The 18,096-nt window shown below is 68.2% G+C and carries 21 protein-coding genes and 2 pseudogenes; 13 read left to right on the forward strand and 10 right to left on the reverse strand.

Features of this window, described 5'->3' with window-relative positions:
• Nucleotides 1-9: 9 nt before the first annotated feature.
• A complete protein-coding gene (locus ACFUPX_RS21750) occupies nucleotides 10-630 on the reverse strand; it encodes a DUF47 domain-containing protein (protein ID WP_383324851.1) in 621 nt (206 codons plus the stop codon).
• 231 nt (nucleotides 631-861) lie between these two features.
• Between ACFUPX_RS21750 and ACFUPX_RS21755 the strand changes: the two genes are divergently transcribed.
• On the forward strand, nucleotides 862-1,215 hold the full coding sequence (locus ACFUPX_RS21755; protein WP_383324854.1) for a metal-sensitive transcriptional regulator: 354 nt from the start codon (nucleotides 862-864) through the stop codon (nucleotides 1,213-1,215).
• 78 nt (nucleotides 1,216-1,293) lie between these two features.
• Here ACFUPX_RS21755 and ACFUPX_RS21760 read toward each other — a convergent pair whose 3' ends face one another.
• Nucleotides 1,294-1,479, reverse strand: a complete 186-nt coding sequence (locus tag ACFUPX_RS21760) for a hypothetical protein (protein ID WP_383324857.1) — start codon at nucleotides 1,477-1,479, stop codon at nucleotides 1,294-1,296.
• Between the two features lie 119 nt (nucleotides 1,480-1,598).
• Nucleotides 1,599-2,420: a hypothetical protein gene (locus ACFUPX_RS21765; RefSeq protein ID WP_383324860.1), complete on the reverse strand. Its 822-nt coding sequence runs from the start codon at nucleotides 2,418-2,420 to the stop codon at nucleotides 1,599-1,601.
• Nucleotides 2,421-2,539: 119 nt separating this feature from the next.
• Here ACFUPX_RS21765 and ACFUPX_RS21770 point away from each other — a divergent pair, with 119 nt between their 5' ends.
• Nucleotides 2,540-2,695 carry a hypothetical protein gene (locus ACFUPX_RS21770; protein WP_383324863.1) on the forward strand — a complete coding sequence of 52 codons (156 nt, stop codon included), beginning with the start codon at nucleotides 2,540-2,542 and terminating at the stop codon, nucleotides 2,693-2,695.
• Between the two features lie 97 nt (nucleotides 2,696-2,792).
• Nucleotides 2,793-4,382: an FAD-binding oxidoreductase gene (locus ACFUPX_RS21775; RefSeq protein ID WP_383324866.1), complete on the forward strand. Its 1,590-nt coding sequence runs from the start codon at nucleotides 2,793-2,795 to the stop codon at nucleotides 4,380-4,382.
• A 455-nt stretch (nucleotides 4,383-4,837) separates the two neighbouring features.
• On the opposite strand, the gene ACFUPX_RS21780 is transcribed toward ACFUPX_RS21775, so the two are convergent.
• The 3 genes and pseudogenes from ACFUPX_RS21780 to ACFUPX_RS21790 all read right to left on the reverse strand — a co-directional run.
• The gene (locus tag ACFUPX_RS21780; protein ID WP_383324868.1) at nucleotides 4,838-5,533 is read right to left on the reverse strand and encodes a phosphatase PAP2 family protein; all 696 of its coding nucleotides are present in this window, start codon (nucleotides 5,531-5,533) and stop codon (nucleotides 4,838-4,840) included.
• Between the two features lie 296 nt (nucleotides 5,534-5,829).
• Nucleotides 5,830-6,840, reverse strand: a complete 1,011-nt coding sequence (locus tag ACFUPX_RS21785; protein WP_383324871.1) for an NlpC/P60 family protein — start codon at nucleotides 6,838-6,840, stop codon at nucleotides 5,830-5,832.
• Between the two features lie 144 nt (nucleotides 6,841-6,984).
• Nucleotides 6,985-7,089 (reverse strand): annotated as a pseudogene (locus ACFUPX_RS21790) (ATP-binding protein); the annotation flags it as partial.
• Nucleotides 7,090-7,106: 17 nt separating this feature from the next.
• Between ACFUPX_RS21790 and ACFUPX_RS21795 the strand changes: the two are divergent.
• The 3 genes and pseudogenes from ACFUPX_RS21795 to ACFUPX_RS21805 form a co-directional block, all read left to right on the forward strand.
• Nucleotides 7,107-7,427 (forward strand): annotated as a pseudogene (locus ACFUPX_RS21795) (Scr1 family TA system antitoxin-like transcriptional regulator); the annotation flags it as partial.
• Nucleotides 7,428-7,478: 51 nt separating this feature from the next.
• The gene (locus tag ACFUPX_RS21800) at nucleotides 7,479-7,706 is read left to right on the forward strand and encodes a DUF397 domain-containing protein (protein WP_383324940.1); all 228 of its coding nucleotides are present in this window, start codon (nucleotides 7,479-7,481) and stop codon (nucleotides 7,704-7,706) included.
• A 186-nt stretch (nucleotides 7,707-7,892) separates the two neighbouring features.
• Entirely contained in the window at nucleotides 7,893-8,534 is a 642-nt protein-coding gene (locus ACFUPX_RS21805; protein WP_383324874.1) for a DUF4232 domain-containing protein, read from the forward strand.
• A 77-nt stretch (nucleotides 8,535-8,611) separates the two neighbouring features.
• On the opposite strand, the gene ACFUPX_RS21810 is transcribed toward ACFUPX_RS21805, so the two are convergent.
• From ACFUPX_RS21810 to ACFUPX_RS21820, 3 genes are all read right to left on the reverse strand, one after another.
• A complete protein-coding gene (locus tag ACFUPX_RS21810) occupies nucleotides 8,612-9,043 on the reverse strand; it encodes a hypothetical protein (protein WP_383324877.1) in 432 nt (143 codons plus the stop codon).
• Nucleotides 9,044-9,268: 225 nt separating this feature from the next.
• A complete protein-coding gene (locus ACFUPX_RS21815; protein WP_383324880.1) occupies nucleotides 9,269-10,279 on the reverse strand; it encodes a helix-turn-helix domain-containing protein in 1,011 nt (336 codons plus the stop codon).
• A gap of 193 nt (nucleotides 10,280-10,472) precedes the next feature.
• Nucleotides 10,473-11,108 carry an NADPH-dependent F420 reductase gene (locus tag ACFUPX_RS21820; protein ID WP_383324883.1) on the reverse strand — a complete coding sequence of 212 codons (636 nt, stop codon included), beginning with the start codon at nucleotides 11,106-11,108 and terminating at the stop codon, nucleotides 10,473-10,475.
• Nucleotides 11,109-11,397: 289 nt separating this feature from the next.
• Here ACFUPX_RS21820 and ACFUPX_RS21825 point away from each other — a divergent pair, with 289 nt between their 5' ends.
• The 4 genes from ACFUPX_RS21825 to ACFUPX_RS21840 all read left to right on the forward strand — a co-directional run bounded on the left by ACFUPX_RS21825 (nucleotide 11,398) and on the right by ACFUPX_RS21840 (nucleotide 14,372).
• Nucleotides 11,398-11,724 carry a hypothetical protein gene (locus ACFUPX_RS21825; RefSeq protein WP_383324886.1) on the forward strand — a complete coding sequence of 109 codons (327 nt, stop codon included), beginning with the start codon at nucleotides 11,398-11,400 and terminating at the stop codon, nucleotides 11,722-11,724.
• Entirely contained in the window at nucleotides 11,721-12,953 is a 1,233-nt protein-coding gene (locus tag ACFUPX_RS21830; RefSeq protein ID WP_383324889.1) for a putative T7SS-secreted protein, read from the forward strand. Before ACFUPX_RS21825 ends, ACFUPX_RS21830 begins: the two co-directional genes overlap by 4 nt.
• 94 nt (nucleotides 12,954-13,047) lie before the next feature.
• Nucleotides 13,048-13,668 carry a hypothetical protein gene (locus tag ACFUPX_RS21835; RefSeq protein WP_383324892.1) on the forward strand — a complete coding sequence of 207 codons (621 nt, stop codon included), beginning with the start codon at nucleotides 13,048-13,050 and terminating at the stop codon, nucleotides 13,666-13,668.
• The gene (locus ACFUPX_RS21840) at nucleotides 13,665-14,372 is read left to right on the forward strand and encodes a hypothetical protein (protein ID WP_383324895.1); all 708 of its coding nucleotides are present in this window, start codon (nucleotides 13,665-13,667) and stop codon (nucleotides 14,370-14,372) included. Before ACFUPX_RS21835 ends, ACFUPX_RS21840 begins: the two co-directional genes overlap by 4 nt.
• On the opposite strand, the gene ACFUPX_RS21845 is transcribed toward ACFUPX_RS21840, so the two are convergent.
• On the reverse strand, nucleotides 14,369-15,172 hold the full coding sequence (locus ACFUPX_RS21845) for a TetR/AcrR family transcriptional regulator (RefSeq protein WP_383324898.1): 804 nt from the start codon (nucleotides 15,170-15,172) through the stop codon (nucleotides 14,369-14,371). The two genes, ACFUPX_RS21840 and ACFUPX_RS21845, sit on opposite strands and share 4 nt — an antisense overlap.
• 94 nt (nucleotides 15,173-15,266) lie before the next feature.
• On the opposite strand from ACFUPX_RS21845, the gene ACFUPX_RS21850 reads away from it, so the two are divergent.
• The 3 genes from ACFUPX_RS21850 (at nucleotide 15,267) to ACFUPX_RS21860 (ending at nucleotide 17,963) form a co-directional block, all read left to right on the forward strand.
• A complete protein-coding gene (locus ACFUPX_RS21850) occupies nucleotides 15,267-15,488 on the forward strand; it encodes a hypothetical protein (RefSeq protein WP_383324901.1) in 222 nt (73 codons plus the stop codon).
• Nucleotides 15,489-15,600: 112 nt separating this feature from the next.
• Nucleotides 15,601-17,418: a hypothetical protein gene (locus ACFUPX_RS21855; RefSeq protein ID WP_383324903.1), complete on the forward strand. Its 1,818-nt coding sequence runs from the start codon at nucleotides 15,601-15,603 to the stop codon at nucleotides 17,416-17,418.
• 236 nt (nucleotides 17,419-17,654) lie between these two features.
• Complete coding sequence (locus ACFUPX_RS21860) at nucleotides 17,655-17,963, forward strand: hypothetical protein (RefSeq protein WP_160505898.1); 309 nt, start codon at nucleotides 17,655-17,657, stop codon at nucleotides 17,961-17,963.
• Nucleotides 17,964-18,096 lie beyond the last annotated feature (133 nt).

Below are 18,096 nucleotides of genomic sequence, written 5' to 3' on the forward strand. Positions count from 1 at the left end.
GGAGGGGCCTCAGGACTCCTTGACCGCGATGGTCTCCACCGTGTTCGCGACGTGCTCGAACGCGTCGGCCGCCTCTTCGAGCACGTCGACGATCTGCTTCAGCTTCAGCACCTCTATGGCGTCGTACTTGCCGTTGAAGAGCTGGGCGAGAAGCTTGCGGTGAATCTGGTCGGCCTGGTTCTCCAGACGATTGACCTCGATCCAGAACTCGGTGAGGTTGTCCATCGTCCGCAGATTCGGCATGGCCTCGGCCGTGAGCTCGGCGGCTCGCGACAGGACCTCGATCTGCTGCTCGACTCCCTTGGGGAGCTCCTCGACCTGGTAAAGAACGACCAGGTCGACGGCCTCCTCCATGAAGTCCATGATGTCGTCCAGGCACGACGCCAGCTTGTAGATGTCCTCGCGGTCGAAGGGCGTGATGAAGGAGGAGTTCAGCTGGTGGAAGATCGCGTGTGTCGCGTCATCTCCAGCGTGCTCCGCGGCCCGCATACGCTCTGCGATCTCGACTCGGGCGGAGGCGTCAGCCCCGAGCAGTTCCATCAGGAGCTTCGAGCCCGTGACAATGTTGTCCGCAGAAGCGGCGAACATGTCGTAGAAGCTCGTCTCCCTGGGGGTCAGACGAAAGCGCACGTGGGGTCCTCGGGGTGCTTTGGATTCGGTCAGGCTGATGCTAGGCGCATCATCCGGCCACGGCTAACCGGCCAGACCCCAGTGTCGCCCATCAGGCACAGTGATCAGCACGCCCCCCGAGCAATCGAGTATTCTATACCCACTAGGGGTATAGGAAGCCAGTTGAGCCAGTGGCTTTTCTATGACTGCCCAGAAGAGTGACTGTCCAAGCAGTCCGAGCAGGAGGACGCGATGACGACCACCGATGCGGCCGGTGTGGCCATGAACACCGAAGCGCCCTCCGAGCCCGGTCACGACCAGGGCGTCCACGGCTACCACAAGCAGAAGGACGAGCACCTCAAGCGCCTGCGGCGCATCGAGGGGCAGATCCGGGGCCTGCAGCGGATGGTCGAGGAAGACGTCTACTGCATCGACATACTCACCCAGGTCTCGGCGGGCACGAAGGCCCTCCAGTCCTTCGCCCTCCAGCTCCTGGAGGAGCACCTGCGCCACTGCGTGGCGGACGCGGCGGTCAAGGGCGGCGACGAGATCGACGCGAAGGTCGAGGAAGCCACCAAGGCGATCGCCCGCATGATGCGGACCTGAGGCTTCCGCACGATGCGGACGTGAGGCTCTCGCCGGGAGGCGACGGCGGGGCCCAGGCCCTCGCCCCCGGCACCGGGACTAGTCCCGGACATTGCCCAGCTGTTCCACGTCGGTGGCGACGTTCAGGACCTCGTCGATCCGGTCGGCACTCAACCGATCCTCGCCGGCGGTGCTCGCCGCGATGATGAGTTCGCCGCACAGCTCGATCTCGGCAAGGGCAACGTGGTCCTGAACAGTCGTACCGCGCACCAGAGCCACGTTCATCACCTCTTCCTGACCTTGCTTCCTGCCGGTAACGACTTCCTAGAGTAGGGATCGGCCTACACACCGCGCATGGCACGGACGGACCATTTCCACACCCCCGGGCGCGACTAGCCGGGCCCCTACTTCTCCGCGATCTTCCCCGCGAAGATGTCCTCGCTCGCGGGCAGCCGCACGTCCACCGGCACCCCGAAGTCGAACAGCAGCGTCGTCGACGCCACCTCCGCGTTCGCGACACTGAACTGCTGCCGCAGCTTGCGCAAGCGTCCCTGCTCATCGAGGTACGCGTCGAACGGCACCCCGCCCTTGCGGAACCCTTTCGCCGCCGCCCCCAGGGCCCGCCGCTGCCCCTCGGAAGCCGCCTTCGCGGCGCGCGGCAGGTCCGCGGTCCCGCGGTAGTGCCGCACCTTCACGCCCGCCACCGCCGTCTCACCGACGTACGAGGCCTTGCGCACGCCCCGCAGCAGCTCCGCCGCGGCGAGCGGGTCGGTGGCACCGCCGGTGACCAGGTTGCCGTCCGAGAGCGACGCCGTGTCGATCCGCACCCACTTGTCGGCGGGCACCCCGGCGCCCCGGTTCTTCATGTAGAGCGCGCCGCTGGCCATCAGCTCGGTGATGGGGCGATGCTCCTCGGCCCCGGCGGGATCCTTCGGAAGGACCACGACAAATCGCCCTACCTGCTGCCTGAAGTCGTACGAGCCGTGCCCACGGATGGTCACGCGGGTCCCGCCGCTGGCCATCTCCATGGACGTACGCGCCTTGGAACTCCCCGCGCGGACAAGGGCGTCGGCGGAGTCCCGCACCACGTCGACGGCGCCCTCGGAGGCGCTGCGCCCGTCGTCGGCCGCGGCTCCGCCCCCCGAACAGCCCGTGGCGACGGCCATGAGACCCACCGCCGCGGCCGTGACGACCGCTCCGCCCGTGCGCCTGTGCTGCTGACCCATCGCCGACTACCCCCAAGCCTTCCCGCGAGGTGCTGTAGCCCCCTGTCGTTCCGTGTAACGACCGGTACGTTGACCCGTAACGCGTAAGAGGGTTCACCCGGCGTGGGTACGGTGGTGACGTGGCCGAGGAGCAACAGGACGAACCCCACCGCACGACGACGGTCGAGCAGGGCCGCTTCTGCGCGGCCCGGTGCAGCTGCGGCTGGCGCGGGCCCGCGCGCAGAGCCCGCAGCAAGGCCCGCACGGACGCGGAATCCCACATGTCGGACACGTAGTCAGATCTCCCTAGTCCGGCAACTCCCCTTTCCGTTCACCGGAACCCAGGGGCCCCGCAGCCCGTCTCGTACTCCGGGAAGCAACGGGAGGCGGGTCATGGAGCGACGTACGTTCATCAGCACGACGGCGGCGGCAGCGGCGGCGTTCACGGCCGCGGGGTGCACCGGTTCCGGCGGAGGCGGTGGCGCCGGCGCCGGCGGCAGTGCCTCCAGGAGTACGACGGGAGGCCCGCGCTCCAGCACGCCCATCCGCACGTCGAGCGCGGCGGCGTCCGCCGCGGCGAACCTCACTGCCCTCGCCAAGGACCTGGACGGCACCCTGGTCAAGCCGGGCGAGGCGAAGTGGGCGGCGGCCCGTCAGCTCTACAACACGCGCTACGACAGCCTCAAGCCGACGGCGGTCGCGTACGTGGCGAACCCGGACGACATCCGCACGACCATGACCTACGCCCGCGCGCACCACGTCCCGGTCTCCATACGCAACGGCGGCCACTCCTACGGGGGTTGGTCGTCCGGCACGGGCCGCCTGATCATCGACGTGTCGAAACTGAACAAGACCCGCGCCAGTGGTTCGACGGCCACGGTCGGCGCGGGCGCGAAGCTGATCGACGTGTACCGCGCGCTCGCCGCGAAGGGCGTGACGATCCCGGCGGGCTCCTGCCCCACGGTCGGCGTCTCCGGCCTGACGCTGGGCGGCGGCCACGGAGTGGTCTCCCGGGCGTACGGCCTGACCTGCGACAGCCTCACGTCGGCCACGCTCGTCACGGCGGACGGCAAGCAGCTGACGGCGAGCAGGAGCGAGAACAAGGACCTGTTCTGGGCGCTGCGGGGCGCGGGCAACGGAAACTTCGGCGTGGTGACGGAACTGACCTTCCGCACCCACGCGGCCCCGCAGGGCGTCTCGGCGTACATGACCTGGCCCTGGTCGAAGGCGGCGGCGGTCATCAAGGCGTGGCAGGAGTGGGGCCCCGACCAGCCCGACGAGATCTGGTCGTCCGCGCACCTGGCGAACACGCCGGGCGGCACGCCCACGGTCTCGGTCGCCTGCTTCTCCCTCGGGACGTACGGGGAGCTCCAGAACGCGGTGGACCGCCTGGCCGACAAGATCGGCGCCCCGGCGCGCAGCGTCTCGCTCAAGCGGCGCTCGTACGAGGAGTCGATGGAGGTCTACGCGGGCTGCTCGTCCTTCTCGGCGGACGCCCAGTGCCACCTGCCGGGCGCGACGCCCGGCCGGAACCCGCAGGGCGTCCTGAACCGCGAGACGTACGCGGCAAGTTCGGACTTCTTCGACCGCTCGCTGTCGGCGGCGGGCATCCGCACACTCCTCTCCCAGGTGGTGAACGTGACGGGCGCGAGCGGGGGCAGCATCGCGCTGACGGCGCTCGGCGGCGCGATCAACCGGGTGGACCCGACGGCCACGGCCTTCGTGCACCGCCGCTCGCGGATGCTGGCGCAGTACATCGCGTCCTGGCGCCCCGGCACCTCGGGCAAGCCGGCCCAGGCATGGCTGAAAACGGCCCACGGAGCGATGACCCGATACGCGTCAGGGGCGGCGTACCAGAACTACGCGGACCCCACCCTGAGCAACTGGCGCGAGGCGTACTACGGTTCGGCGGCGACCCGCCTGAAGCAACTGAAGAAGCAGTACGACCCGAAGCGCTTCTTCGACTTCCCGCAGGCGCTGTAGGGCTCCAGCCCGGCCGGCGTTCGAGAACAGCCCGTCCGGCGTTTGAGGACGGACTCGGCGGAGCCGGTGATGACGGCGACCAAGGCCCCCGCGCCGGAGCGGGTTTTCGGGAAGGGGCGGGGTCGGGGACAGATCCGTACCCCATACGGCCGCCTCCGCAACCCGAACAGCTCCCCCGACACGCCCTCAGGTGGCCTACTCCCCGGAACCCGACTGCCCTAGACGCATGACCCCCCGAATAGCGAAGACCGCCGCGGCCACCGCCGCCCTCCTGGCCCTGGCCACCCCCGCGGCCCACGCCGCCACCGAAGCCGAGCACCCGGCCGCGGGCCCCCTCACCGCCGCCTCCGCAGGAGTGACCGCGGCAGCGGCAGGCACAGGCTGGTGGCTACTGAAGCGCCGCCAGGCGGAGGATGAGGCGGAGGCGGACGGAGCGGCGGCCGAAGACCCGCCCGCTACGCCGCAAGGTCCCGTCGATCCGGCCCGGAAGCAGCCCGCCGAGGCAACTCCGCCACAGCCTCCCCCGGCTTCGCCCACACCAGCCACCCACCCCGCCCCGACCGCCCGACAGCCTTCGCCACAGGCGTGATCGCAGCCATCGCCAGCGGCGAAAGCAGCAGGGCGACAGCCGTCCCGAGCGCGAATCCGCCCACGACGTCCGTCGGATAGTGCACGCCCATGAACACCCGGCAGAAGCCTTCGAGCAAGGCGAGGCAGATGCCGACAAGGCCGAACTTCCGGTTGGCCACGAAAAGCCCGACACCCAGAGCCATCGCGAGCGTCGCGTGATCGCTCACGAAGGAGAAGTCGGTCTTTCCGTGTACGAGGAGATCCAGGCCGTCATGGTCCTTGAAAGGGCGACGACGCTCGACAAATCCACGGATCGGCACATTCACCAGGACAGCGATCCCGGCCGCCAACGGCGCCCAGACAACAGCGGCGACGGAGGAAGCCGCGTCATCGAGCGCTCCCCGCTTTCGCTGTCCCCACCAACACCAGAGGACGAGCAGAACAAGAGCGAGCAGCAGTCCGTACTCGCCGACGAATGCCACCGACTTTGCCAGCCAGTCCGGCGAATCCTCAGCCAGGCCGTTGATGTCGTAGAGCAGGCTGACGTCGGGGTTCGACCCGGTTGTATCGAGTCCAGCCATGGTGCTGGGGCCCCTTGTCTCCTCGCTTCGGACGCACCTTGCCGTGCGCCCTTCCATCAACCCCCGTGTTTCAGTGCCGCTTGCTGCGTGGTCAATGCCGCTCGCTACTGGGTGGTCGCGCTCTTCAGTCAAGGGAACGCGCAGTCCCCTTCACTACGTTCCACTCTCCACCGAATGATCACGCAGACGTTATCGAAGAGAGACTCATCGCCGCAGCTCAGAGAAGTGTACTGACGGAGAGTTCAAGCCACATCACCCCCGCGCACACACTCCGCGAAGGCCTCCCGCAGCCCCCCTCAGGCGGCCGACAACTTGTCGGGCACGGCATTCGCCCCGTCCTCGGTGACGCGGGTCGCGCCAAAATAATCCGGCGTATCGATCGGGTCGAACCGGATCACCGCACCGGCCCGGGGGGCGTTGATCATGTAGCCGCCGCCCACGTAAATCCCCACATGCCGGATGGCGCGGGAATTGGTGAGGTCGTCCGAGAAGAACACCAGGTCGCCCGGGAGCAGTTCGTCCCGTTTCGGATGTGGTCCCGCGTTGTATTGGTCGTTCGCGACGCGCGGCAGATCGATATCCACGCTGCGGTAGGCGGCGAGAGTAAGGCCGGAACAGTCGAAGCGTCCGCCTTGCTCGGCGGTGCCGTTTCCGCCCCACAGATACAGCGTGCCGAGCTTCTTCTGCGCGTAGTAGATGGCCCCTGCCGCCTGCTGCGAGGGCTGCACCCTGCCGGTGGGCCTGGCGAAGCTCTTCTCCAGGTCCGTGATGGTCTTCACGTAATTCTGCGTCTCGCTGTACGGGGGTACGCCGCCGTACTTGATGACCGCGTAGGCGCCCGCGTTGTACGCGGCGAGCATGTTCTTCGTCGGACTCCCCGGGGCGTCCTTCACATAACTCGCGAGTTTGCAGTCGTACGAGGCGGCGGACGGGATGGCGTCCTGCGGGTCCCACACGTCGCGGTCCCCGTCACCGTCACCGTCGACCCCGTGCGTGGCCCAGGTCCCCGGAATGAATTGCGCTATTCCTTGGGCTTTGGCCGGACTCTTGGCGTTCGGATTGAACCCGCTCTCCTGATAAAGCTGAGCGGCGAGCAGCGCGGGATTGATCGCCTTGCACAGATTGCCCCACTTCTGCACGAGGGGCTGATAGGTACTGGGAACGGCCCCCTTCGCGAGCCCCACGTTCCCCTGCCCGCCCCCGTTGGCGATGCTTCCGGCAGCCATGTACGTCCCCACGACGAGCAGGGCGATGAAGCTCATCGCCCCACTGATGCCGACGGCCGCGACCAGCCACGTCTTACGCACCGTCAACCACCCCTCACCGCGCGGGAGTCCACCGCAGATCAGTGTAGAGGCGACACCTGTACCTGCGGGGGATCACCGCCGACCTCGGCCCAGAGCAGTTTCCCGCTGCCACCGGAGCCGAGGAGATAGCCGCCCCAGGCATCGGCGCAGGCCTGCACGGAGGGTGGCGCGGGCGATGCCGGGGGCGCGGGGGTCGTGCGGGAGGGTGAGGGTGTAGCTCCAGGGCGGGGATACGGTTGTGGGCAGCATGGAAGTCTCCGTTCGGGGTGGGGAGTTGCCGGGTTCGTGCGCGTGTCCGGTGGCGGTGCCGCGGCGACCCGGACGTGGCACGGGCCCAGCTTCAGCACCTTCTTGCCGTGGGCGAGCACCAGCACGTGACCATTCACGTGATGCCGTTCGGCGCCGGGCCCTACCCCGGCTCCGGACCATCCGTGTACTACGTCAACGGTGCAGTGCCCACGCTGGACACCGCGCAGCTGGACCAGTCGCACGGCCCCGTGTTCATCGACTCCGAGGCGCAACTGGCGCAGTACCGACTACTGCTCGACCGGCTGAAAGCCACAGCCCTCGGCACCGAAGAGTCGCGGGACCTCATCCACAACCTCGCCCGCCCCCGCCCCCGCAGAAAGGACCGCCCCATGCCCGAAGCCATCCCCCCGAACCTCGACTGGATCCGCGCCGCCCCCGAGGGCGAGGAAGGCCCAGGCCCCTGGATCGAAATCGCGTACGGCGAGGACGACGCCGTCTACCTACGGGAAACCAGCGACCCCGAGAACGTCGTGACCACGACCCAGGCCAAGTGGGACGCCTTCGTACTCGGCGTACAGGCAGGCGAGTTCGACCACTTCGTGGAGGGCGTCGAGTAGCGGGACACAGCCGGAACGAGAGCCTCCACCGTCCCACCTCACCATCCCAAGCAAGGCACGTCCTCGCAGGTCAGACCCATAAATCCATTCCAGCGTCCCGGATGCCCCGACGCTCCTTGCCCCCGCAGGACCCCGCCCCCTTAGCTGTGATCGCCACTGAACAGCAGCACCACTCCGGGGGATCCCATGAAGCACACCCGCAAGGCCGTCGCCGCAGTCGTCGGACTCGTCGCCGCCCTCTCGCTCACCGCCTGCAACGGCGACGACACCGGGGTGGCGGACAGCAAGACCACCGCGCCCGCAACGTCAGCGGACAAGGGCGGCGAAGGGACCTCCGGCGGCGACGGATCCACCCAGGGCACAGCCGCAGGCACCGGCGACAACGACACCGCCAACGGCAAGACCGGCATCTGCCGCACCGACGAGCTCGAAGTGAGCGCCACGGACAACACCACCGACAAGACGGAAGGCATCGTCACCGTCGTCTTCAAGAACGGCGGCGGCCGCGACTGCACCGTCAAGGGCTACGCCGGAGTGGACCTGACGGCGTCCACGGGCGACACCCTCTCTGTGGACCGCAACGGCGAGTCGCCCATGCCCGGGGTCCTGAAGGACGGCGAGTCCGCGGCCTTCAACATCACGTTCCCGTACAACAACACGGGCGGCTCCGGCGTCCGCATCACCAGCCTCGTCGTCACACCCCCCAACGAGACCAAGCACGTCACCGTCGACTGGCCCGCGGGCACGCTCCCGGCCTCGGACGGCGAGGGCGCGACCAAGCTGGAGATCAGCCCGGTCGGCAAGGTCAGCGACTCCCCGGCGGGCTGACCCACTGACCCCACTGGCCGACCACGCACGTGCGGGCCGCCGGATCGCTCCGGCGGCCCGCACAGGCTGAGGTGACGTCAGCAGGGCTGGACGTAGTAGGTGGAGCCGGGGCTGTTGACCTTGCCCTTGCTGTAGGCCCCGCCGGTCTTCTGGATCGTCCTCTTGTCCTTGTCCTTGAACCTCGCGACGGTGCCGTCGGTCTGGTTGTTGATGTAGGACGTCGGGTGGAACTTCGTCCACGGACCGTGGTTGATGCAGGAGTAGTACGGCTGGGCCCAGTAGTACTTCTTGACTCCGTCCACCCACTTGTAGCCGTGCACGCAGATCGCGCCGTAGTTGCACTGATAGGCGGCAGCTGACGCCTCCGCAGACGTCTGCGTCGGCGCCGTCGCCTGTGCCGACGCCGTGGCGCCGCCCACGGCCAGAACCGCGGCGCAGGCGACGGCCGCCCCCGCGAGGCGTCGCGTGATTCCACTGGTCCCGACGCTTTCCATGCTTTCGATCTTCATGTCTCCCCCGTGCTGTAGCTGTCTCTGTAGCTGTCTCTGTCTCTGTCTCTGTCTCTGTCTCTGGGATGGCGCATCGGCGGTGGTCTCGTGGTCTCGTGGTCTCCCGCCGTGCACACGTCAGTCTGCCCGGACTGTCCCGATACGGGCCACACCGTTCGGCAGAGCCCGAAACGGGCAGCTCAGGGTTGTTCCACCCACCCGAACAGGCGTCACACACGCCACGGTTCAGTTCCGCAGCCCCCCGAACAGCAGCGCCCTGCCCAGCGGGGTGAGGGTGTGCAGCACCGTGCTGCCGTCGCGAACGCTGCAGACCAGCTGGGCCTCCCGCAGCGCACGCACGTGGGCGCTGGCGCTCGCGGGGGCGACGGCAAGGCGCCGGGCGACCTCGCCGGTGGTCGCCGCTTCTTCGAGAACGGCGAGCACCCGCCCCCGCGTACACCCCAGGAGACGGCCGAGCGCCCTGGCATGCGCGGCGCCGCACCGCTGGTCCTTAGGCCGAGGCTCACTGCGATTGACCGGGTAGACGAGCACCGGCGGCAGCCCGGGGTCGGCCAGCGCCACCGGAGTGCGCCAGCAGAAGTACGACGGCACGAGACGCAGGCCACGGCCGGCGAGGTGGAGGTCGTACTCACGCGGATAGGCGGCCCGCAGTACCGGAGGCTCCCACACCATCGTCGGCCGCATCGAGTCGAGAAGTGCCCCGACACCTCCATCGCGCAGAGCCCGTGCGCGCAGCCCGCGGTCGGCGTCCACGTCGGAACCGACCCTTGTCCAGTCCGGCTGCACGATCGCGCCGTGCACGCCCCGCAGTGCCCCCGCCACCTCGTCGAGCCGAACCCGGTCACCGTTCGCGAGCGACCGGGTCCAGTCACCGAAGCCCCGTTTCACGGGCGACACCGCGACGGTGCGCACCACCTCGTCGCGGACCCGCGCGGCATCCGTGCCTCGCACGACGTCCAGGGCGGCCGACAGCCCCAGCGCACCCTCCGGCGGGGTGAGGAAGTCGGGAAAGTACGACGCGGCCGGTGCGACCCCGAACAACAGGCGGGCGGCGCGCGCGTTCTCGCTCTCGGTCAGTGCGGCACGGGCACGCTCGCGCCAGGCGGCGAAGGCGGTCGCACCGCGGCCCGGTCCGACCAGGCGGTGCAGGGCCATCACCGTCTCCCAGAGCGGGTCAAAGACCCTGGCCACCTGGACGCGGGCAAGGTCGGCGTCGGTGAAGTGGATACGCAGCATCAATCCCCCGTTGGTGCTCCCCCGTGGCACCGACGCGGAGTCCCCCCGGACCGCTGCGCCGGGACCTTCTTGCGGGCAACACCATGACGACACCGGAACGCCACGTCAACGAGATGGCCGATTGGCCGGAAGCGCGTGTCGCCGGTCACGGGCGCCCGGGACGGCGCCCATGACCGGCGTACGCACCCCGGGCTCAAGCGGCCCGAGGCAGCACCACCTTGAATCCGAAGCCGTACGTGCCGAGTGCGTCCCCCACCCCCATGAACAGCAGCGCGGCGTGTTCCTGCCCCCGCGCGGTCCCGATGCCGCCCAGATCCAGCTGGGCGGCATCGGGCCATCCCAGATCACTGAGCAGCCGCCGCGTCGTCCGCTTGGCGGCGGCGTCGTCACCGGAGAGGAAGACCATGCCGGGCTCCTCCAAACTCCCGGGACTCGTCATCACCACCGAATCCATGGTGACGAGCGTCTTGACCACCGGCGTCTCGGGAAACGCGGCCTGAATCTCCTCACTGAGGCTGTAGTTGGGATGAGAGAGCTCCATGCTCTCCGTGAACCCGACCCCGACATCGACGAGCACCTTCCCCGCCAGAGCAGCCGAGCCGATCCCCGTCAGCAGCCCCACCGACTCCGTACCGGGCGTGGCGTTGACCAGCACCTCCCCGTGCACGGCGGCCTCGTCAAGCGAGACGACGGTGAACGACTGCAACTCCTCCTTGTCCCCTCGCTCTTTCGGGGTACGTGATCCCAGCACGACGTCATGTCCCGCGGCTGCCCAGCCGGTGGCCAGCGCACGGGCGACATTTCCGGTTCCCAGCAATCCGATTCGCATGATCATGACGCTAACTGGCCTTGCGGGAAAGGGAATCGGACCTCAGCCCTACCCCGCATGGGCCGGTCGGCGTACCCCTGAAGCCCGAGGCCCGGACATGGTTCCGCGCGAGATGCGATTCACGCCACGCTTTGCCCGGTACATGCAGTTTCGCGCACCTATGACGCAAACTTCGCACTAGCGAAACTGCATACCCCCTAGATAGCGTCGGTTGACTCAGGACACCTCGCCCACCGGGATTCAAGGGCCCTGGCGCGCACTGCTGCAGAGACGACCCCAGGGGGTAGGAATGGCCGAGAAGCTGAGAGTCGACGCCGTCGAACTCGAAGGGTTCATGAAGCTGCTCGACGGATCAGTCACGTCCTTGAAGGGGCTGCGAAGTGCCCTGTCCGGAGCGACCGTCGGCGGGCTTGGGACGGATGAGCTCGACAAGGCGTGCGAGGAGTTCCAGGGGGACTGGAAGTACGGCGCGGAGCAGATCGGTGAGCAGACCGAAGAGCTCAGCAAAATCATCGAGCAGAACAAGAACGCCTTCATGGAGGTCGAAGCCGCACTCGCGAAGGCGATGAACAAGGCGGGCAAGACCAAGGACGACATTGTTGAGGTGCCGAAGTGACGAGCGCCTCCACCTATCCGGATCTTGGCTTCGACCCGACCCCTGGGGACTGCGACACCGTAAAGGCGCTCCATAAGAAGCTGGGCAACTGCGTCACCATCCTCCGCGACACCCGCAAGGTCGTCACCAAGCTGATGGACGGCAGCTACTGGGAGGGCGACTCAGCCGTAGCCTTTCGCGAAACCATCGAAGAAGGGCCGCTGACCCTCAACCTGAAGAACGCCGCCCGCTCCATCGAGAAGGCCGCCAAGCAGCTGGAGCGCTGGGAAGGCGACCTGGACGACTTCCAGCGCCGGGCAAGGGATCTGAACGGTAAGGCCAAGGACGCCAGGGAAGCCTTGAAGGCCGCGAAGGGACACGCGGGGACCGCCGGTGATGATCCCGACCTGGACAAGAAGGGCAAGAAGCAGGAGGACGCGAAGAAGGCGCAGAAGCTCGCGGACGGCAAGGTCGAGGAAGCGCAGGCGGAACTCGACCGGATTCTGGGCAGGGCACGGAGCCTGGAGAGCGAGCACAGCGAGAGGTCCAAGTACCGCGCGGAGAAGATCCGTGACGCGACGGACAAATTGGCTCCGCATGAGCCTGGTTGGCTCGAAGATACCTTTGCCTGGATCAAAGACAACCTTCCGAACATTCTCAGCGCCATTGCCGGGGTCCTCGCGCTGGCAGCGATCCTGGCTACTGGCCCTCTGGGCCTTGGGGTAGCAGCCGCGCTGATGTTGGCGGCATCAGCCACGAGCCTTGCGGCGCTTGGCACCCGAATGTCGGATCCGGCTGTCTGGGAGTCGCTGAAGGACGGCTTCACCAAGGGCGAATTCGACGCTGACTTCTTCAGTAACGTGGTTTCGCTCGGAGCCGACGCCGCGGGAGTGGTGCCGGGCCTCGGTGCCGCCATCAAAGGCGGACGTTCTGCCACCCAGGCAGTGCGTGCCGGAGCCGGGGCCATGGGTCTCGAACAGAAAATTGCCGCCTACGGTACGCAGACCTTGGATGCGGGCAAGGACGCCGCGCAACTGGGAAACCCTCTGATCAACTGGGTGGTCAGCAGTGAAACAGCAGCCGACAACGTAGCTGTCACATCGGGTGCTTTGGGCCTCGCGACGTCTGGCTACGGGTTCTTCGACGACGAAGACAACAGCAGGTCCGAGGCGTCGACCAAGGTCGACGGCGGACGTCTCTTGCTCGACTTGCCAGGGATCCCCGCACTCGTGGGCTTCGCCTTCTCTTAACCGTTCCGCTGCAGAAAGAAATGCCGAAATGAACCCTGCTGACTACCCCACTGCGTGGCAGCATCCGCCAACGCGACGTGCGTGGATCTTGCTCATGGTCAAGAACGTGGCCGGACTCATCGGCTGGATCGGCGGCTGGATCGCACTCATCGTGCTTCCTTTCGACCGGAGCTGGATGCTGTGGATCTTTATTGCTTACTCTGCCTACGGAGCCTGGCGACTGTTCGCCCAAGTATTTGGATATTTCCCCATCGCCATGCGCAAACTCCGCATCCTGCGTACATATCCATGGCAGGTGCTACGGGGCGTTCCGCACGGCCTGGACATCTATCCGGACGTTGTGGGCGATCAGTACGGATGGTTCGAGTTCCCCAACCCCGCAGACCGACAGCAGCTACTCCCCCTCGTCGTCTCCAACCACCTCCGCGTCGGCTGGTGGCACCGCAGGATGGCGCCCCGCGCCAAGCCGCAGTTGAAGGCCCGGATCGAGACGATCTGGTTCGCCGGTGACCCTCGCATGCTCGGCATCGTCGCCGCACCTTCGCCGAACGGCCAAACGCCTGGCCACTTCAAAATCGTCCGTCAGCGTCTGGCGAGGGCAGACCAAGCCCTCACCACGGAGTGGGGCGCCACGGCCGAAGACGTAAAACGCGGTCGTCGCGCAGGTTTCGCCCCGTACGTTGATCCGCGCAAGCTGAAGGCGAAATCCCTGTGACCGCCCCCAAGTTCATTCTCGATGAGTCGGCCCACAATCCCGAGGCCGACCTCTGGTTCGCCGAACCCGCAGGCTTCACCAAAATCCCCGTCCACGCACTGTTGAATCCGCCCGACTCCCCCGGCGCCCACGCGTTGCGCCATGCCATCGCACCGATCCTGGACTCCTTCGGGGACGACCTCGCGCGCCAGCAGTTCCTGATCCAGCTCGCGCGAGGTCAGCAATTGCTGGCCGCCCTCGCCGAAGCCGGCACCACGCGCTGCTCCATCGGCGTACACCGCGACGACGTATCCACCAGCAACACCGCCGAGGAGAACGGCGGGCTACTGCTCTCCCTCCTCACCCTCTCCTGGCGAGACATCGCCCCCGCCGCCCCCGCCATCACCGCCGCCCGAGCCGTCGCAGGCGCCGAGGGGCACACGCACGTCGAGTACCTCGAACTCCCCTGTGGCCCGGCCTCGTTCAGTGAACTCGTGCGCACCCCGAACGCCGACTCCGGCCTCCCCCAGGACCCGATCCTCCAGGTCTTCGCCCACCTCCCGCACCCGGACGGCAAGCGCCTCGTGGTGCTCACGCTGGGCACCACCGCCGTGAGCCGGCGGGCCGAGTACCGCAGCTTGGTTCATCAGATCGCCGAGAACGTCAGCTTCGAGAACCCTCTGCTCGAGGCCGAAGCGATCATCAAGGCCGGCGAGCGCAGCTAGCTCCCCGGAGCCGCAGCCGCAGCCGCAGCCGAAACCGGAATACCGACAGCGGCCGGGCTGAAGATCTTGCCCAGGTGGTAATCGAGCGTGCCGCGTACGTCGTCCAGGGTGCGCCGCTCGTGGAGTACGTCCCCGCCCAGGCCGACCGCCGCCGCCACCAGCAGGTCCGCCTCGCGCTGGGCGTCCAGGCCCGGAGCCGTCTGACCGCTCTCCTGGGCCGTCGCGATGAAGCCCGCCACGAGCTCCTCCAGGGGATGCTCGGCGCTCAGGAAGACCGCCGCGATGGCGGGGTCGGTGAGGCTGCGGGCGTAGTACGCGGAGAACACCCGCAGCGCCATGGCCCGTTGGGTGTCCAGTGGCAGGAACTCGTCCAGCATCGAGCTCAGGACGCCCCGCAGATTCTCCGGGTCGTAGTGGACGCGGGTCCTCGCCAGGCGTTCGTTCTCGCGGTGGAGCAGGTGCAGGGCGGCGACCAGGAGCTGGTGTTTGCTGCCGAAGTGGTACTGGACCACCCTCAGCGACACCCCCGCCTCCGCCGCGATCTCCCGCATGCTCGCCGCGTCCAGGCCCCGCTCGGCGGCGATGCGCCACACCGCCCCGGCGATCTGGCGGCGCCTGCGCGACCGGGCGTCGGACGCGGGCGCGGGGCGCTCGGGCGCCGGGACCGGCGGGCGCTTGCGCTGCCGGTAGGCCCTCGCCTGGCAGCTGCGGGAGCAGTAGAGAGCAGGGCGGCCCCGCTTGCCCGCCGCGCTGATTCCGGCACGGCAGACCGTGCATCGGGCCTTCTTTTCGTCACGCACGACTCCCACTATAGGCCCTGGAATGTGTGACGTATTGCAGAGAAACTCCTTATGATTGAAGGGAATTGAGGAACCAAGCTGATACGTTCGTAACGTGAAGTACGACATCTCGCAGATCCTCGGCGCAGTCCTCATGTGTTTCTCGGCCCAAGGCCTCATCCGACTGCTCATCGACCACGACTACACCGGCTTCCTCGGCTGGCTCCCCGGCGGCTTCGCGGCCCTCCTGACCGCCTACGGCCTCGCTGCCACCGCCGGGCTGCTGCTGACCGGCTGGGGGCACACCCGGGCGAAGGCGCTCGGCCGCCGTGACTGAAGGGCCCACCAAGAGCTGCACGTGCTGTTGACGCGTGTCCAACTTTCCCCGATCGTTGGGGAATTGAGCGCTTATCAAAGCGCTGTGTTGTGACGGCTGGGGGGAGCCGAACATGCAACCTGGGGACGAGCACGCCACGCCTGGCCAGGGGCCCAGCGACGCGGTGCCTGGCGGCGGCCACTTCGGACCGCCGCCCCCAATGGCACCGCCGCCCCCGACGTCGCCCCCGCCGTCCGCATCACCCGCTCCCCCCACGCCCTCCGTGCCGCCCCAGGCCTCCGCGCCAGACCCCGCATGGCCGCCGCCACCACCGCCTCCGCCCCCGCCTCCCGCAGCCCCGCCCGCCTACGGCCCGCCCGCAGCCCCTCCCGGCCCCCCACCCGCCCCCGACGCCCTGCGCGCCCTCTCCGCCGGGCTCCTCAATCTCACCGGGCTCGGCCTCGGCTATGTCCTGCTCAGGCGCTGGCTCCTTGCCGCTCTCTGCTGGGTCGCGACCGCCGCGCTCCTCTTCGTGGCCTTTCCCGCCGAAGTCGACGGTGTCCCCGGTGGCGTACTCGTCGGGTTCGTCGCCTTTCTCGTCCTCGCCGCGGCCGACGGGGCCCGCCGCGCGCTGCGCACCCACCAGAGCTGGCCGCTGCGCGCGCCCCTCGCCGTCGGGCTCGGGATCGTGCTGCTCGCCGTCCCGGCCGGTGGCGTCATCGCGTACGACGCCGCGCGTGACGACGCCGTCGAGGAGATGCTGCTCGACCGGCTCGACAAGGCCGACCGGATCGTCACGGCCGCCGACGGCCGCTCCTTCGACGCGGCCGAGGACGACTACCGCTCCGCCCTCGACATCTACCGCGACCTCGGCGACGACCACCCCGGCTCGAAGGCCGCCAAGCGCGTCCCGGCCAGCCTCGCCACGTACTACAAGTCCGTCGCCGCCCCTTACGACGACCGTAAGTACTGCGACGCCCTCGAACCCCTGAAGTACCTGCGCACCCTCCCCGGCTCCCTCGGCAAGGACCGCGTCGGCTCCCTCGCCACCTGGCCCGACGAACGCCTCGCCACCTCCCTCTACGAATGCGGCAGCCAGAGCCTGGGCACGGCGGCCGGCGGCAGCGAATTCGGCGAGCTCCTGCGGACGTTCCCCGACTCCGACCAGGCAGGGAAGGTCGAGCCCGCCATCCGCGAGGCCATCGACACACGCTCCTCGGACCTGAAGGGCTCCGACCCCTGCAAGGCCACCGACGAGCTCCGCACCATCGGCTCCACCGCCAAGGCGCTCCCCGACGACGCGGGCGGCGGCCTCTCCGGCGACGCCGCGAGCGCGGTGGAGTCCGGGTCGTACGCGTGCGGGGTGGACGAGTTCAAGGACGGCAAGTTCGCCGACTCCGCCAAGACGCTCAACGACTTCACCGGGACCTACAAGAGCAACGGCAAGCGCGAGCGCGCCAAGGACATCGCCATCGCCGCCGAGATCGCCGCGGCCCGCCCGTCGGCCGGCAGCAGCCTGCCCCCGGCCAAGTCACCCGGCGGCGCGAAGCTCACGTACGTCATCGAGAACGGCGGCCCCGGCCCCCTCGAAGTCCTGTACACCGGCCCCACCACCGGCAGCATCAAGCTCTCCCCGTGCGGCGGCTGCAAGACGTACACCACCAAGGCCCAGGGCAAGAAGGCCTGCCTGGCGGGCAAGGGCCACCCCCAGAAGACGCTCAGCCTGCCCCCGGGCGACTACCACTTCCTCTACAAGCGCGACGCCAGCAGCGTGGGAGGCGTCCGCAACAACACCGAGGGCAGCAAGGTCCAGCCCGGCTACCGCTACACCGACTGCTCGTACGTCGTGACGGGCGGCGGTCTCGGCGACCTGGACGGCCTCGACGGCCTGGATGGCTTGGACGGCCTGGATGGGCTGGACGGCTCGGATGGCCTCGACGGGCGTACATGACCCATGATGTGAGTCTCCGTCACCGGACCAGGTCAGAATGAGACCTGGTCAGAGGGCTCGCCGGGCCGTCATTGCCCGGCGTCACTCACCGTGATACACAGAGTGACCATACGTTTCAGCCAACGAATGACGCCAAGTCGACATGCACTGGCCCATTTGTCGGCGAGAATGAGCTGTCCTCTGTACTGCGGTAGGCAGAGGTGACGGAACAACCCACTAGGGGCGGTGAGTTACACATGCTTATGGCAGCCGAAAAAGGCGACATCACCACCATCATCGGCGGGATCGCCCCCGACTGGGGCCCCTTCGGGAGCCTGGGCAACGAGGCACGGGTGATGATCGAGGTCGTGATGGCGATCGCCATCCTCCTCTGTCTCGGCATCGCGATCTGGGGCGCGGCGAAGCAGCGCATCGGCGCGACGGCGCTGCGCGACACCTTCAGCGCGGAGCAGGGCAAGGGCCTGATCATCGCGGGCCTGACCGGCGTCTTCATCATCGGATCGCTCGGCACGGTCTTCACCATCGTGTACGGCATGGCGGTCTAGCGCGCCTCTCCCCCACGTCCCCGTCCCCCCACCCCCTGACCCCCTCCGACCCACCCATCCGTCGTGCCCACCGGCTGAGGTTGCAACTCCCTGATGTCGAGTCACCACACCGCGCCCGCGCGGGAACCAGCAC

Source organism: Streptomyces sp. NPDC057302 (genome assembly GCF_042667685.1).
GTDB lineage: Bacteria > Actinomycetota > Actinomycetes > Streptomycetales > Streptomycetaceae > Streptomyces.